General features: G+C 66.3%; 13 protein-coding genes. 3 read left to right on the plus strand and 10 right to left on the minus strand.

The window, feature by feature from the left end:
- Position 1: 1 nt before the first annotated feature.
- From AC1ROK_RS06710 to AC1ROK_RS06720, 3 genes are all read right to left on the minus strand, one after another.
- Positions 2 to 1,003, minus strand: coding sequence for a substrate-binding domain-containing protein (locus tag AC1ROK_RS06710; RefSeq protein ID WP_492845112.1), 1,002 nt, complete (start codon positions 1,001 to 1,003; stop codon positions 2 to 4).
- Between the two features lie 65 nt (positions 1,004 to 1,068).
- Positions 1,069 to 2,010, minus strand: a complete 942-nt coding sequence (locus tag AC1ROK_RS06715) for a sugar phosphate isomerase/epimerase family protein (RefSeq protein ID WP_492845114.1) — start codon at positions 2,008 to 2,010, stop codon at positions 1,069 to 1,071.
- The gene (locus tag AC1ROK_RS06720; RefSeq protein WP_492845116.1) at positions 2,007 to 3,047 is read right to left on the minus strand and encodes a Gfo/Idh/MocA family protein; all 1,041 of its coding nucleotides are present in this window, start codon (positions 3,045 to 3,047) and stop codon (positions 2,007 to 2,009) included. Before AC1ROK_RS06720 ends, AC1ROK_RS06715 begins: the two co-directional genes overlap by 4 nt.
- Positions 3,048 to 3,205: 158 nt before the next feature.
- Between AC1ROK_RS06720 and AC1ROK_RS06725 the strand changes: the two genes are divergently transcribed.
- On the plus strand, positions 3,206 to 4,240 hold the full coding sequence (locus AC1ROK_RS06725) for a LacI family DNA-binding transcriptional regulator (RefSeq protein ID WP_492846355.1): 1,035 nt from the start codon (positions 3,206 to 3,208) through the stop codon (positions 4,238 to 4,240).
- Between the two features lie 35 nt (positions 4,241 to 4,275).
- On the opposite strand, the gene AC1ROK_RS06730 is transcribed toward AC1ROK_RS06725, so the two are convergent.
- From AC1ROK_RS06730 to AC1ROK_RS06750, 5 genes are all read right to left on the minus strand, one after another.
- A complete protein-coding gene (locus tag AC1ROK_RS06730) occupies positions 4,276 to 5,100 on the minus strand; it encodes a carbohydrate ABC transporter permease (RefSeq protein WP_492845118.1) in 825 nt (274 codons plus the stop codon).
- The gene (locus tag AC1ROK_RS06735; protein ID WP_492845120.1) at positions 5,097 to 6,038 is read right to left on the minus strand and encodes a carbohydrate ABC transporter permease; all 942 of its coding nucleotides are present in this window, start codon (positions 6,036 to 6,038) and stop codon (positions 5,097 to 5,099) included. Before AC1ROK_RS06735 ends, AC1ROK_RS06730 begins: the two co-directional genes overlap by 4 nt.
- Positions 6,039 to 6,040: 2 nt before the next feature.
- A complete protein-coding gene (locus AC1ROK_RS06740; RefSeq protein ID WP_492845122.1) occupies positions 6,041 to 7,339 on the minus strand; it encodes an ABC transporter substrate-binding protein in 1,299 nt (432 codons plus the stop codon).
- Positions 7,340 to 7,435: 96 nt separating this feature from the next.
- Positions 7,436 to 8,605 carry a serine hydrolase domain-containing protein gene (locus AC1ROK_RS06745; RefSeq protein WP_492845124.1) on the minus strand — a complete coding sequence of 390 codons (1,170 nt, stop codon included), beginning with the start codon at positions 8,603 to 8,605 and terminating at the stop codon, positions 7,436 to 7,438.
- Positions 8,602 to 9,570 carry a hypothetical protein gene (locus tag AC1ROK_RS06750; protein ID WP_492845126.1) on the minus strand — a complete coding sequence of 323 codons (969 nt, stop codon included), beginning with the start codon at positions 9,568 to 9,570 and terminating at the stop codon, positions 8,602 to 8,604. The genes AC1ROK_RS06745 and AC1ROK_RS06750 overlap by 4 nt, the downstream gene beginning before the upstream one ends.
- Before the next feature lie 122 nt (positions 9,571 to 9,692).
- On the opposite strand from AC1ROK_RS06750, the gene AC1ROK_RS06755 reads away from it, so the two are divergent.
- Positions 9,693 to 10,703, plus strand: a complete 1,011-nt coding sequence (locus AC1ROK_RS06755; protein ID WP_492845128.1) for a LacI family DNA-binding transcriptional regulator — start codon at positions 9,693 to 9,695, stop codon at positions 10,701 to 10,703.
- A 104-nt stretch (positions 10,704 to 10,807) separates the two neighbouring features.
- Positions 10,808 to 11,509 (plus strand): GntR family transcriptional regulator, encoded by a 702-nt coding sequence (locus AC1ROK_RS06760; protein ID WP_492845130.1) that lies wholly within the window; start codon positions 10,808 to 10,810, stop codon positions 11,507 to 11,509.
- A 255-nt stretch (positions 11,510 to 11,764) separates the two neighbouring features.
- Here AC1ROK_RS06760 and AC1ROK_RS06765 read toward each other — a convergent pair whose 3' ends face one another.
- Entirely contained in the window at positions 11,765 to 12,676 is a 912-nt protein-coding gene (locus tag AC1ROK_RS06765; RefSeq protein WP_492845132.1) for an ABC transporter ATP-binding protein, read from the minus strand.
- Positions 12,673 to 13,701: an ABC transporter ATP-binding protein gene (locus AC1ROK_RS06770; RefSeq protein WP_492845134.1), complete on the minus strand. Its 1,029-nt coding sequence runs from the start codon at positions 13,699 to 13,701 to the stop codon at positions 12,673 to 12,675. The genes AC1ROK_RS06765 and AC1ROK_RS06770 overlap by 4 nt, the downstream gene beginning before the upstream one ends.
- Positions 13,702 to 13,705 lie beyond the last annotated feature (4 nt).

The raw sequence follows: 13,705 nt of genomic DNA on the forward strand, positions 1-13,705 counted from the left end.
GTTAGCGAAGGCCTTCCTTGGCCAGGTCCGCAACAGCTCCGTAGTTTTCGGGCGTGACGAAGCCGGCGCCGGTGTCGACATTGATCGCGCCGAGGCCGTAGACGACCTGCTGGCAGAGCGACAGGATCGGCATGTAGCCCTGCAGGAACGGCTGCTGGTCGGAGGTCAGCTGGACCCAGCCATCCTTGAACGCCTCGACAATCTGCGGGCTGGTGTCGAAGCCGATATTGATGATGTCGCCGGCGTTCTTGCCGGCCGCCTGCATGTAGGTCGCAGCATTGCCGAGCGGCTGGCCGCCCGGATAGGCGATCAGCTTGACGTCCGGATTGGCGGTGATGGCGGCAGTGATCACCGGAATGCCGGTGTTCGGGTCGGTGCCGAGCTCCTGCGGCGACTGCAGCTTGACCACTTTGAGGCCGGCGGCCTCGAAGGCCTCGAGCGTTCCCAGTTCGCGTTCGGCGCGCTCGATCTGCGACCAATCGCTCATGACGATGGCAACGTCGCCGGCCTTGAGGCCGAAGCGGCGGATGGCTTCCTCGCCCAGGGCCTTGCCCTGTGGCTTCTGCTGCGCGCCGACATAGCCGCCGCCGAACTTGGCGGTGACCTCGTCGACGGGCACGTTCTGGTACATCATCTTGATGCCCGCGGCGGACGCCTCCTCGGCCAGCGGCATGATCGCGGCGTTGCCGGGGTGACCCATCATGGCGATGCCGTTCGGAGCAGCGCCGATGGCCTCACGCAGCTGCTGGATCATCTTTTCCGAGCTCCAGCCCGAAAACACGTAGTCGACCTGCGCGCCCGTATCCTTGGCCGCCTGGACGGCGCCGTTGTAGACGATCGAGGCAAAGGCATCTCCCTCGGCACCACCCGTAAAGAACCGGATCTTGACGTCGCTGCACCAGTTGTCGCGCAGCGTTTCGGCCATGGCGACGCTGGTCAGGCTGGCGATACCGACAGTTGCAAAGGCGGCAGCCGTCAGTGCCTTCAGAGCAATCCTAGTCATAGTCACGTCCTCCCTTTTCGTGCTTTGCACGGGTTGCGTACCGGCTCCCCCGCCGGCACCACTCATCAGCTGGCGCGTCGAAGCGAGGGATCTCCGCCCTCGTAGTTCGCCGCCAGATTCACGAAGTCTCCGCCGCGAGCCTGCTTGAGGTATTCGAGCGCCCGGACCTGGCCGGTCATTTCGAGCGCGTTGCGATAGACCGGGTCGTGCCAGCCCTCGATATCGATGGAGCCCGACCAGCCGGCGAGCCGCAGCTCGGAGATGATGTCGGTCCAGTTGCTGTCGCCGAAGCCCGGCGTGCGCATGAACACGAACTTCTGTTTGCCGAAGATGCCGTGCTCCTTGATCACGTCCCAGCGGACGGTCGCGTCCTTGCCGTGGACATGAAAGAACTTGTGCGCCCACTTGCGGATCTGCGGCAGCGGATCGATCAGGTAGACCAGCTGGTGGCAGGGCTCCCATTCGAGCCCGATATTGTCGTCCGGCGTCTCGTTGAAGATCAGCTCCCAGGCGTCGGGATTGTGGGCGATGTTCCAGTCGCCGGTCTGCCAGTTGCCATCCATGGCGCAGTTTTCGAAGGCGATCCTGACGCCCTTGTCGGCGGCGCGTTTCGCCAGTTCGGACCAGACCTTCTTGTATTGCGGCAGGCTGTCAGTCAGCGGCTTGCCCCTGATACGGCCGGTAAAGCCGGCAACCGTCGTGGCGCCGAAGTGATGGGCGTTGTCGATGCAGGCCTTCCATCCATCCAGCGTCTGGCGGTCCATCTCCTGGTCTTCCAGCGGATTGCCGAACATGCCGAGGGTGGAGATGGTGATGTCGCGGTTGCCGATGGCATCGAGGCAGCGCTTGCCGAGCTCAGCGAGGTCCTGTCCGTTGGTGGTCTGCCAGAAGAACGGCTCGAAGCTCTCGAAGCCGAGGTCGGCGATCTCGGCGATGCGCGGCGCGGCGGTGCCGGCCGTAGCGCTGACCATGGTGCCGATGCGAATGGTCTTGGTGGGATCGTTCATCTGGGGGTCTCGATTAGAATACGCTGGCGGGTTTTGGCGCTCTCGATCGCGGCAAACACCATGGCGAGGCTGTTGATGTTGTCGCTGCCGACCGTTTCCGGCGGCGTTCCGGTCTCGATGGCGTGGAGGAAATCCGCGATGACGCTGGCATGGCCGTGGGTCTGGCCGTCATCGGTCGGCTCCGGCACGGCGAGCTCCGCCAGTGGCCGGTTGAACCCCTCGTCGCCGGCGACCACATGCGCCTCGAACCGGTCGGCACCGTCCCAGAGCAGCGTGCCGCGGGTGCCGATAATCCGCCACTGGCTTTCCCAGCTGGTGTTGGCGCCCTCGGCGGCCCACGACCCACGGTAGGTGAAGGTCGCGTCCCCCTCGAGTTCGAAGATGGCGTTGGCAGCGGCGCCGTGCTGGTACCACGAGCCGCGTGGGTTGCTTTCGAGGCAATAGACGGCCCGCGCATCCCGGCCCGCCATGAACCGGGCGGCATCGAAGGTGTGGATGGCCATGTCGAGGAGCAGCACGTTCTGCATGGCGTCGCGGAAGCCGCCGAAATGCGCGCCGATGAAGAAATCCGCGTGCAGCGCCGTCAGCTCGCCGAGGGCGCCGCTGTCGATCAGCCGGCGAATGCGCCGAACGCCGGCAATGTAGCGGCGGTTCTGCACCACCGCGTGGATCCGGCCGGCCTTTGCGGCGCGGGCGACGAGGTCACGGGCGTCGCCGAGGCTGGCGGCCATCGGTTTTTCCGACAGCACGTGGCAGCCATGTTCGAGCGCCGTGGCGACCACGTCATGCCGGGCGCCGGGGATCACTACATCGAACAGCAGGTCTGGCCGGGTACCGTTGAGCAGAGCTTCGAGATCGCCTTCGACCGCCGCCTTGCCGAGACCGAACTCGGCCGCGAGACGATGCGCGGCATCGGGGTTGATGTCGTTAAGGCCGACAATGGTGATGCGGTCTCTGAGCGCCGGCGTCTCGGCGATGGCCTTGAGCCAGCCTTTCGACATAGCTCCGCACCCGGCCAGAACGGCACGAAATGACACGTTTTTGCCCCTCCCCAGGGAAACCCTCGGCGCCTTGTCTCGGCGTGCATGACGGTTTCGTAAACGTTTACGACGCTATATTCGCCGGCATTTCTGTGTCAAGAGAATTGCGTAAACGTTTTCGGACGCCCGCCGGCGCGCTGGGAAAAGCGAGTATTATGAAGGGCATACGCCGCCTTGCCGAACATCTGAACATCTCGATCGGCACGGTCTCCCGTGCCTTGAACGGACGTCCCGACGTCAATGAAGCAACCCGCCGTCGGGTGCTCGATGCAGCAACCGAACTCGGCTATGTGCCCAATCAGGCCGGACGCACGTTGCGCCAGGGCACGACCAATGCCGTCGGGTTCATGATGGAGTCCGGCGCCGACACCTCGGGGAACCCGGACAACTTCTTTTTTGGCGTCTTCGACGGCGTGCAGGCGGTGTTGAGCCGGCACCAGTTGGACCTGGTGGTGCTCCCCTGCGCCACCGACGAAGACCCCACCCAGTATCTGCGCCGCATGATCGCGCGGCGGCTGGTCGACGCGTTGATCATTTCGGCGACCCATCGAAAAGATCCCCGCGTCGAGCTTCTGAACAAGGCGCATGTGCCGTTCATCGCGCTCGGCCGGACGGGCACCCCGAGCGACCATCCCTGGATCGACCTCGACTTCGAAGGGGTGGCGAACCGCGCTGTGGACCGGCTGGTCGCCAAGGGCCACCGCAGCATCGCCGTTGCCGTCCCGAGCAGCGATATCAATCTCGGCGTCATTTTCCTGCAGGCCTACAAGGACGCCCTGGCCCGGCACGGCATCGCCTTCGAGCAGAGCCTGGTAATCTACACCTCGTCGTCGGAACAGGGCGGATATCAGGCGGCGCATCAGTTGATCGGCATGGCGCAGCGACCGACAGCCATCCTGCTGGTCTACGAGCTGATGGCGATCGGCTTCTACCGGGGCCTCAGGGACGCCGGGCTGAACCCGGGCCAGGACGTGGCAGTCATCGCCTTCCGGGAATCGCCGCTATCCCGGTTTCTGTCGCCGGCGCTCACCTGTTTCAGGGTGTCGCTGCGCGACCTGGGGATTGCTTTGGGGGAATCGCTGCTCGCCTCGATGCCGGCCTATGCCGACATCTATCCGCAGGGCATCGTGCGTCGGGTCTGGCCGATGGAACTGGTCGAAGGCGACAGCGACAACGCGCGCAACGGTTGAGCGGACCGGATTGCGGGCGCCGGCCGGGCGCCCGCTCAGCCCTTCACCGCCCCCTGCAACAGCGCCGCCACGAACTGCCGCTGGAAGATCAGAAAGATCGCGATGGTCGGCGCAAGGATCAGCAGCGCACCGGCGCAGAGCAGCGGAATATCGGTGCCCCACTGCCCCTGGAAGGCGCCGAGCGCCCCCGCCATGGTGCGTTGCAACGGATCCTGCACCAGCACAACGGGCAGCAGGAACTGGTTCCAGGTCCAGAGGAACTGCAGGATGGCGAGCGACATGATCGCCGGTCGCGCCAGCGGCACGTGCACCAGCCAGAACTGCTTCCATTCGCTCGCTCCGTCGATCTCAGCCGCCTCGGACAGCTCCTTGGGCGTGTTCACGAAATGCGTGCGCATCCAGTAGACGCCGAACGGCATGTAAAGCCCGATCAACGGCAGGATGATCGCGAAGCGGGTGTTGAGCAGCCCTAGCGCCTTGATCTCGTAGTAGAGCGGAGTGATCACCGCCTCGAACGGCAGCGTCAGCCCGAGCACGAACACCAGGTAGAACCAGCGCCCGCGGCCCTTGTCGAACTTGGCGAGGCCATAACCCGCCATGGTGGCGAACAGCACGCTGAGCGGCACCGTGCCGATGACGATCAACAGGCTCGAGAACAGCAGCTGATCCATCTTCGCCACTTCGAAGGCCTTGGCGAAGTTCACCCATTGCGGATTCTCCGGCCAGGCGAGGCCCGGCGGGTAGCTGCCCGACGGCGCCAGCGCCGCGCTGAACATCGAGAGGAACGGCAGCAGCGTCAGCACCATCAGCACGATGATGAGCAGACGCGCCAGCGCCGCGTCGAGAGCGAGGCCCTTCATCGCCGCACCCTCGTCAGCCACTGGATCGGCAGCACGCAGACCAGCACCAGCACCATCAGGAAAATGGCGAGCGCCGAGGCGAGCCCCACCTGCCGGTGCGCGAAGGCGAGCCGGTAGATTTCGAGCCCCGGCACCGTGGTCTGGATGCCCGGCCCGCCGCCGGTGGCGATGTAGACGATGTCGAAGCTGGCCAGCGCCGCAATCACCGTGACGGTGACGCAGACGCCGAGCTCCTGCCTGAGCCCCGGCAGCGTGATGTAAATGAACTCGTCCCAGGGGCCGGCGCCGTCGAGCCGGGCCGCCTCATAGAGGCTGGGGTCGATCTTGGTGATGCCGGTGACCAGCAGCATGGTACAGAGCCCCAGCAGCACCCAGGCGCCGATAATGCCCACCGCCGGCAGGGCGAAGGTGAAATCCCCCAGCCAGCCGCGCGCCAGCGCCTCGAGCCCGATGCCTCGCAGCGCCTGGTTGACCAGCCCGGTATTGGCGAACATCCAGCTCCAGGCGATGCCGGCCGCAACCAGCGGGATGACCTGCGGCAGGAACAGGATGGTGCGGGTGGCGGTGCCGAACGGCCCGCCCAGATGCTCGCGGATCGCCGCGGCGACCGCCAGCCCCAGCACCACCGGGATCAGCGTGAACCAGAGGGCGAGGAGGAAAGCGTTGCCGATCACCTGCAGCAGGTCGGCATCGGTCAAGACGATCAGGTAGTTGTTGAGCCCGACGAACCGCATCTTGCCGATGCCGTCCCAGCGCTGCAGCGAATAGAACACCGACATGCCCAGCGGCACCAGCACGAAGGCCGCATACATGACGAAGGCTGGCGCCGCGAACAGCAGCGCCACGATGGCCGTGCGCCGGCTGACGCCGCTGCCGCGCCGCGGTTTTGCCGGGGCTGCCGCAGCGGTCCCGGCGATCTGGTTGGCTCGGTCGATCAAGGTCAGCGCGACAGTTCTTTTTCGTATTCGGCCTGCACGGCTTCGATCAGCCCCTTGCCGGTCTGCACGCCGCCGACCAGCTTCTGCAGCTCGGGCGTCCAGCCGGCAGCGAAGATGGCGCCGGTGGCGTTGGCGATGAAGTCCATCGCGCCGTTCTCGGTGGCCACCACGTTGCCGGCGGCAAGCGTCGCCTCGGTGACTGAGCCGGGCGTCACTGCCGGAATGGGCAGGTCGGCCGGGCCGCCGGGGTTGGAGCCGCCGACTTCGACGTTGATCTTGCGGGCGGTTTCGTTGGTCGCCACCCAGTTGAGGAAGAAGGCGGCGCAATCCTGGTGCGCGGCCTTGGCACCGATGCCGAAGGTGAGCGGCGCCGACATCGCAGCGTGCCGCCCGCCCGCCTCGACCGGCGGCATCAGGAAGAAGCCGAATTTGCCCGCGAAGTTCTTGTCGAGATTGCCCGACTCCCAGTCGCCGTTGAACATGAACAGGCCTTCGCCGCCGGTGAAGCGGCTCATCATCTGGAAGTATTCGATGGCGTTGGTGTCGGCGGCGAAATAGCCGGATTTCACCCAGTTCTCGAGGTGCTCGGCCGCCTTGAGGTTGGCCTCGGTATTGATGGTGGCGCCGTCCTTCTGGAAGATCCAGTCATTGATCGGCTCGGGCGGACCATAAGAGCCCATCAGGTCCTGCAGCGGGAAGGCGAGGCCACCGGTGCCCTTGTTGAACTGCATGATCGGCACGAGGCCGGCATCCTTGGCCTTCTGCATAAGCGCGTCGAGTTCGGCCAGCGTCCTGGGCGGCTCGATCATGCCGATCTTGGCGGCGAGCTCCTTGTTGTAGAACACGCCGGTCATCGAATAGTTGAGCCCCATGGCCCACAGCGAGCCGGCGCCGCGCGGACGCCCGCCCTCTTCGACGCGCAGCTGGATCAGCTGGCTCGGCGGGAACTTATCCCAGCCGAATTCGGTGAAGTAGCCATCGAGGTTGGCCAGCAACTCGTTGGCGACGAGGTCGCTCATCGAGGGTAGACGGATCAGATCGGGCGCATTGTCCTCGGAGAGGATGCGCGGCGAGTTTTCCATCATGTTGGCGAACTGATCTTCCTTGATGTCGAAGGTCACGTTCGGGAACTGTTTGGTGAACTCCTCCGCCAGCTTGCTCGGCAGCGGGAAGCCGGTCTCGAAATAGGCGTTCATCACCACGGGGTCGGCGCCGCAGCTCGGCGCCGCCATGGCGGTGCCGGTGAGCGCGGCGGCAGTCAGCGCCGCAAGGCCCGCGACAGTTACGGATTTCAGCTTCATGGTCATTCCTCCTCCAAGGATGCGTCCAGCATTCGCCTTGCTCAGCTGGCGTTCTGTTTTTGCTAAATGGATTTAGCACGAGGTTCACGTCTGTCGTCAAGAGGCTCCGAGCAGCTGGCGCAGCGCGTCGACCAGTGCCGTGCCGCGCGTGTCGCCCGGCCCACGCATCCAGTTGGTGACAAAGGCGAATCCGACGCGGTGCCGCGGGTCGGCGAAGGCCACCTGGCCACCCGCCCCGTCGTGCCCGAAGCTTTCGGCGGTGAGGAACCGCCGCGCTTCGGAATCGAGCTGGAACCCCATGCCCCAGCGCGGATAAGGCGGCTCGGCCGCAAACACCGGGGCGCCCTCGGTCACCGTGGCGGTCGCCCGCCGCAGCACCTCCGCCGACGCCAGCCGCACACCGCGCGTCGGGGTGACCGCCGCCGACCAGATGGTCGCGAGGCCCTCGGCGGTAGCAATGCCGCCGGCGCCGGGAATCTCGGCCTGCAGCACGCGCCGATCGTTGAAACCGCCATCGCTGGTGACCAGCGCCGCCGGCAGCGCCCGCCCCAGGGTCATGGCGCGGTACGGCCAGTTGACCTCGCCCGCCACCGCCTTGCTGGCGTCCATCTCCCACAGCGCCGCGAGTTCGGACGCCACCTGCAGGTGCGCAACATTGCCGCGCGACGGCGGCAGGCCGATCCAGGCCTCGGCGCCGAGCGGCGCGACTGTCTCGCGGAAATAGGCGCCGGGCGATTGGCCCGTCACCCGCCGCACCAGCTCGCCGGCCAGCCAGCCATGGGTCAGCGCATGGTAGGCATAGCCCTCGCCCGGCGGCCAGAGCGGCGCCTGCGACGCCAGCTTGGAGGTGGCGGCATCCCAATCGAGAATGTCGGAGAGTTCGAAATCCTCGCGTGGGGCCGAGAGCCCGGCGCGATGGCTCAGCGCCTCGGCCACCGTCACCGCGCCCTTGCCGGCGGCGGCAAATTCCGGCCAGTAGCGCGCCACCGGGGCGTCGTAGTCGAGACGCCCCGCTTCCACGAGGCGCGCCACCAGCAGCGACATCAGGCCCTTGGTGCACGAGAACACTACCGAAGCGGTGCCCTCGTCCCAGCGCCGCCCGTCCCGTTCGTCGGCGACACCGCCATGCAGCTTCACCACCACTTCGCCATCGACCAGGATGGCAAGCGCCGCGCCCATGCTCGGCGCGCCGTCGAACGCGGCCTCGAAGACGCTGCGGATCGGCTCGTACCCGGCCGCCACCGTCCCTTGAATCCGAGGGTTCATGGCTGCGCCTCCAGTTCGAGCCTCGGCAGTCCGTCGGCGTCCCGGCCGAGCTTGATCGGCAGCGGATCGGAGATCGAGCCGGCGAAGACGCCGCCCGACTGCACGTTGTTGAAGGCGAGCAGTACCGCCCGGCCGTTGCGATCGGTGGCGACCCGCCCGGCATAGAGTTCCTCGGGCACCAGCAGACTCGCCCGCTCGACCGGATAGGGCCCGAGCACGCCCGGGATGGCCACCGACCACACGCCTCCCTGCTGCCCGGTCAGCCGGCCCGAGAGCCTGGGGCTGTCGCAGCAGAATATCAGGTGCAGCGTACCCTCGACCTCGACAACCTGCGGCACCTCGAGATGCGCGAAACCGCCGTCGATGGCGCTGAGCGGGGGCTGGGCCTGCCAGCTCTGCATGTCCGCGGAGACGGCGTGCCCGATCACCCCGCGCTCCATGTCGGCGCCGTGATTGGCGCGGGCGGTGATCAACATGTGCCACTGCCCGGCCGTATCGGCGAACACCCAAGGGTCGCGCCAGGCCTCCTCGGGCCAGCTCGACGTGCCGAGCGTTTCGTAGTGGCTGGGGTCGGCGCCGCTGATCGGGCCGGGGAGCTTCCGCCAGCTGAACAGGTCTTCGGAGACCGCCATGCCGACCGTCTCGACGTTGGCATTGCTGGTGGGCGAGAGGAAGCGCGAGCCGGTATAGTAGAGCCGCCACAACCCGTCGGGACCGCGCACCACGCTGCCGGTCCAGGTGGCAGTGTCGTCAAAACTGCCGGCCGGGCCGGTCTCGAAGATCTGGCCATGGTCCTGCCACTGCACGAGGTCGGTCGAGGTGGCGTGGCCGATGCGGGCGTTGCGATGCCGCAGGTCGGGATTTCCCAGCGCGTGCGGCGCATGCAGGTAGAACAGATGATAATTCGCGCCGTCGTCGGCCAGCCAGAAATCCCAGACCCAGTGGTCGGGCAGTGAAAAAGCCATCGCTTTCAACCCCTCTAGTTGCTAAATGGATTTAGCAGGCGATGTGAGCGACGCCAAGTTGTCAAATCGCGTCCGCCCCTTCTATGAAGAAAAGTCCGAGCGAAGCTGGAGCGATGGCGGGATTGTCGAAGAAGCGCGTTACCCTCGCCGATGTTGCAAGGCTCGCCGGCCTTTCCTCGGCCGCCGCCTCGATGATCCTGACCGGCCGCCCCGATACAAGGCTCTCGGCCGAGGCGCATCGGCGTGTCCACGAGGCGGCCGCGCAGCTGGGCTACCGCCCCAACCTCGCGGCCCAGGCGCTGCGCACCGACAAGACCCGGACCATCGCCTTCATCTCCGACTACGTCGCCACCACGCGCTACGCCAACGGCCTGATCCGTGGCGCCCTCGCCGCGGCGCAGGAGGCTGGCCATGTGCTGCTGCTGCTCGAAACCGGGGGCGAGCCCGACCGCGAAGTGCAGGCGATCGAAGCGGCGCTCGACCGGCAGGTGGACGGCATCATCTTCGCCGCCATGCGGGCCCGTGAGATCTTCGTGCCGACACTCCCGGCTGCGACGCGCGTGGTGATGCTGAACGGCACCAGCAGCCGCTTCCCGCTATCGGTCTTGCCGGACGAGCTGACCGGCGGCCACACTGCGGTGGAGCTGCTCTACGCGGCGGGCCATCGCGACGGCATCGCCCTGATCGGTCACAACCGGATCGCCGAACAGGGATTGTTCCGCTCGGACACGGTGGGGCGGCGCATTGCCGGCATCCACGCCGCGATGGCGAAGCACAAGCTGCGGTTCGCCACCGAGGAGAGCTGCTGGGAATGGGAGCCGCAGCACGGCTTCGAGCTGACCCGCAAGGTGCTGGCGCAACACCCCGACGTCACGGCCCTGCTCTGCCTCAACGACCGCCTCGCCTTCGGCGCGTATCAGGCGCTGGCCGAGGTCGGGCGGGCTGTTCCGGGCGACATCTCCATCGTCGCCTTCGACAATGACGAGATCGCCGGCTACCTGCGCCCGGGGCTGACCACCATTGCGCTGCCGCACGAGGAGATGGGCAGGGCCTCGGTCAGGCTGCTGCTATCGCCCGACACCAGCGGCGAGCACCTGGTTTCCATGCCAGTAGTCGTTCGCGCCTCGATCTGATCGCTCTGTCTTTTCACACCTTGAAATACCACTGACGGCGGAACATGGTCGGCTTCCAAGGTGCGCCAGCGCCTCGAGGAACTGCCGATGCGGTCAAGTACGCCATGAGTGACTACCACGCCAAGCCACCGCTGGGGATTGACGCCGCCGGCGCCTCCGAGGAAGGCGCCACGGTCTACGAACTGATCCGCGACGACATCATTTCGGGCCGCCTGAAAGCCAATGAGCGCCTGGTGGTCGCCGACCTTGCCAGTCGTCACCATTCATCGTCCAACCCGGTGCGCGAGGCTCTGCAATTGCTGCGCGGCCAGGGGTTCGTGACCTTCGTGCCCAATCGCGGCGCGCGGGTACGAGCGATCGACCAGGATTTTGTGCGCGACATTTACGAGATCGGGGTGGCGCTCGAACCCCGCTTCGTCAGGTGGTTCGTCGGGATGGCCACTCAAGCAGACATCGCCGGGCTCGAGAGCCTGCAGCAGGCGATGGAAGCCAACGACTTCGCCGATCCTGTGCTGCACAGCGATCTCGACACGCAGTTCCACACCCTCATGTACGAGCGGCACTACAACCGGCTGGCTACCGAGATCTGGTGGCGAAACCGCGAGGTGCTGCGGGCCGTCACCCGCAGCTACAACTTCACCCTGGCCCGGCGCTCGCAACTGATGCGCGAGCATCGCGAGCTGATCCGGCTGATCAAGGCCGGCGACGCGGACGGGGCGGCGGCGCTGGCCGAGCAGCATGTCGAAGGGGCCGGCCGCCACGTGCTGGAGCAATTGCGCGGCTCGCGGGCGGCGATCGCGAGCTGAGGGACTTCAGATGCCAGGGGGCTCCCAGGACCCCCTCTCTTGCGAAAACTAAGGACTTAGCTGCGCTAAGCCCAAGTTTTCGCTGTCTCCCGCGCCAAGGGGAGACTCCCGACTGATGCGCCAATGCGAATGGAAGCCACCGACCATTCTCCCCCTTGGCGGGGGAGAAAGCGAAATCTAAGGTTTAGCCGTTTGGCTAAGCCTTAGATTTTGCAAGTGAGGGGTCCTGTAGGGCACAATGGCCCTCGCCCCGCCCTAAACCCGCACCCGCCGCCCATCCTCGCGCTCTTCCAGCCGGCTGCTATCGGCGCGCGCCAGCCGCTCGTCGCTCAGTTGCAGCAGATCGTTGGCTGGTGACAACTTGCCGGCGCCGGCGTCATCGGCAGAGAGCACCGAGGCCTTGAGGAGCTGAGAGTACGGGTGTTCCGGCGCATCGAGCACCGTTCGCGCCGGCCCCATCTCCACCACCCTGCCCTTCTGCATGATGATCAGCCGGTCCGAGATGTAGTAGGCCGTCGCGAGGTCGTGGGTGATGTAGATGACCGAGACGCCGAAATCGTCACGCAGCGCTTTCAGCAGATTGACGATCGCCATGCGCAGCGAAGCATCGACCATAGACACCGGCTCGTCGGCAATCAGCAGCGGTGGATTGGGGATCAGCGCCCGGGCGATGGCCACGCGCTGCAGTTGCCCGCCGGAGAGCTCGTGCGGGAAACGGCCGGCGATCTCGGCGAGGCTCAGGCCCACCTTCTGCAGTGCACCATCCATGGCGGCATCGATCGCCGCCTTGTCCCGCGCCCCGAGATAGCGCCGCGCCGTCGACTGCAGGTAGCGGTCGACCCGCTTCAGGGGGTTGAACGCCTCGAACGGGTTCTGGAAGACCGGCTGCACCTTGGCCATGAACTTCAGCCGGTCGGCCCGGTTTTCATGGTGTACCGGCTCGCCGCGGAACAGGATACGGCCGGTGCTCGGCCGCTCCAGCCCCAGGATCATGCGCGCCAGCGTGGTCTTGCCCGAACCGCTCTCACCGATGATGGTGAAGATCTCCGGCTTGTCGGCGGCGATGGCGAAACTGACCTGGTCGACGGCCCGAACCTCCTGGCGGCCGAGGATACCGCCCATCTGGAAGCGCTTGGATACATCGGCAACTTCGAGCAGCGAACTCATGCGGCTACTCCTGCGCGGCTGTGCCCCGGCACCAGCGGCTCGACATCGTTGGCGCGCCAGCAGGCGCTGCGGTGATCGGTGCCGACCGCCACCAGCGGCGGCGCCTCGGTCTTGCACTTGTCGATGGCGAGCGGGCAGCGGGGGTGGAAGCGACACCCGGCGGGCGGCGCGGCGAGGCTGGGCGGCCGCCCCTCGAGCGCCGGCCGCTGTGTCGTATCGCCTATCCGCGGCAGGCTGGCGACGAGGTGAGCCGAATAGGGGTGCCTGGGCGCGGTGAACAAGGTGCGGGTCGGCGCCTCCTCGACCAGGCGCCCGGCATAGATGATGCCGATGCGGTCGGCGATATTGGCATGCACGCTCATGTCGTGCGTGACGAAGACGATCGAGGACCCCATTTCGGTCTGCAGGTTCTTGATCAGCGACAGCACATCCTTCTGCACGACGACGTCGAGCGCCGTGGTCGGCTCGTCGGCGATGATGAAGTCGGGCTTGCACACGGTGGCGAGGCCGATGGTGACGCGCTGCCGCATGCCGCCCGAGAGCTCATGCGGATAGGCGTTGAGCACGTTCGGCGAGAGCTTCAAATGGCCAAGGTGCTCGACCACGCGCTGGCGGAAGGCGCTGCCCGAAAGCCCCAGCGGCCGGGCGGCGAAATCCTCGAAGATGCGGCCGATGCGGCGAACCGGGTTCAGCGTGCTCATCGAGCCCTGCATGATGTAGCTGAGGTGCCGCCAACGGATGGCGTCGATCTCGGCCGGCGTCGCCACCGTGACGTCGGTCCGCTGCCCGCCGAAATCATAGGTGGCGTTGCCCGAGATAACCCGCAGCGGCGGCCGGATGGCGGCGGCCAGCACCTTGATGAAGCTGGTCTTGCCCGACGAGCTCTCGCCGGCGATGCCGTAGACCTCGCGGCGTTTCACCTTCATGGTGATGCCGTCGACGGCGCGGACCTCGCGGTTCACCCCGAAATAGCTCATCTGGTAATAGGCCTTGAGCGCCTCGACTTCGAGAATGTTGTCGCCCATGGCG

Source organism: Devosia sp. GW821-FHT12F11 (assembly GCF_058806655.1).

Bases quoted from the DNA above. Each gene is read 5' to 3' on its own strand.
- AC1ROK_RS06745 (WP_492845124.1), bottom strand. From the start codon at position 8,605: ATGAACCCTCGGATTCAAGGGACGGTGGCGGCCGGGTACGAGCCGATC.
- AC1ROK_RS06750 (WP_492845126.1), bottom strand. From the start codon at position 9,570: ATGGCTTTTTCACTGCCCGACCACTGGGTCTGGGATTTCTGGCTGGCC.
- AC1ROK_RS06730 (WP_492845118.1), bottom strand. From the start codon at position 5,100: ATGAAGGGCCTCGCTCTCGACGCGGCGCTGGCGCGTCTGCTCATCATC.
- AC1ROK_RS06725 (WP_492846355.1), top strand. From the start codon at position 3,206: ATGAAGGGCATACGCCGCCTTGCCGAACATCTGAACATCTCGATCGGC.
- AC1ROK_RS06765 (WP_492845132.1), bottom strand. From the start codon at position 12,676: ATGAGTTCGCTGCTCGAAGTTGCCGATGTATCCAAGCGCTTCCAGATG.
- AC1ROK_RS06760 (WP_492845130.1), top strand. From the start codon at position 10,808: ATGAGTGACTACCACGCCAAGCCACCGCTGGGGATTGACGCCGCCGGC.
- AC1ROK_RS06715 (WP_492845114.1), bottom strand. From the start codon at position 2,010: ATGAACGATCCCACCAAGACCATTCGCATCGGCACCATGGTCAGCGCT.
- AC1ROK_RS06710 (WP_492845112.1), bottom strand. From the start codon at position 1,003: ATGACTAGGATTGCTCTGAAGGCACTGACGGCTGCCGCCTTTGCAACT.
- AC1ROK_RS06740 (WP_492845122.1), bottom strand. From the start codon at position 7,339: ATGAAGCTGAAATCCGTAACTGTCGCGGGCCTTGCGGCGCTGACTGCC.
- AC1ROK_RS06770 (WP_492845134.1), bottom strand. From the start codon at position 13,701: ATGGGCGACAACATTCTCGAAGTCGAGGCGCTCAAGGCCTATTACCAG.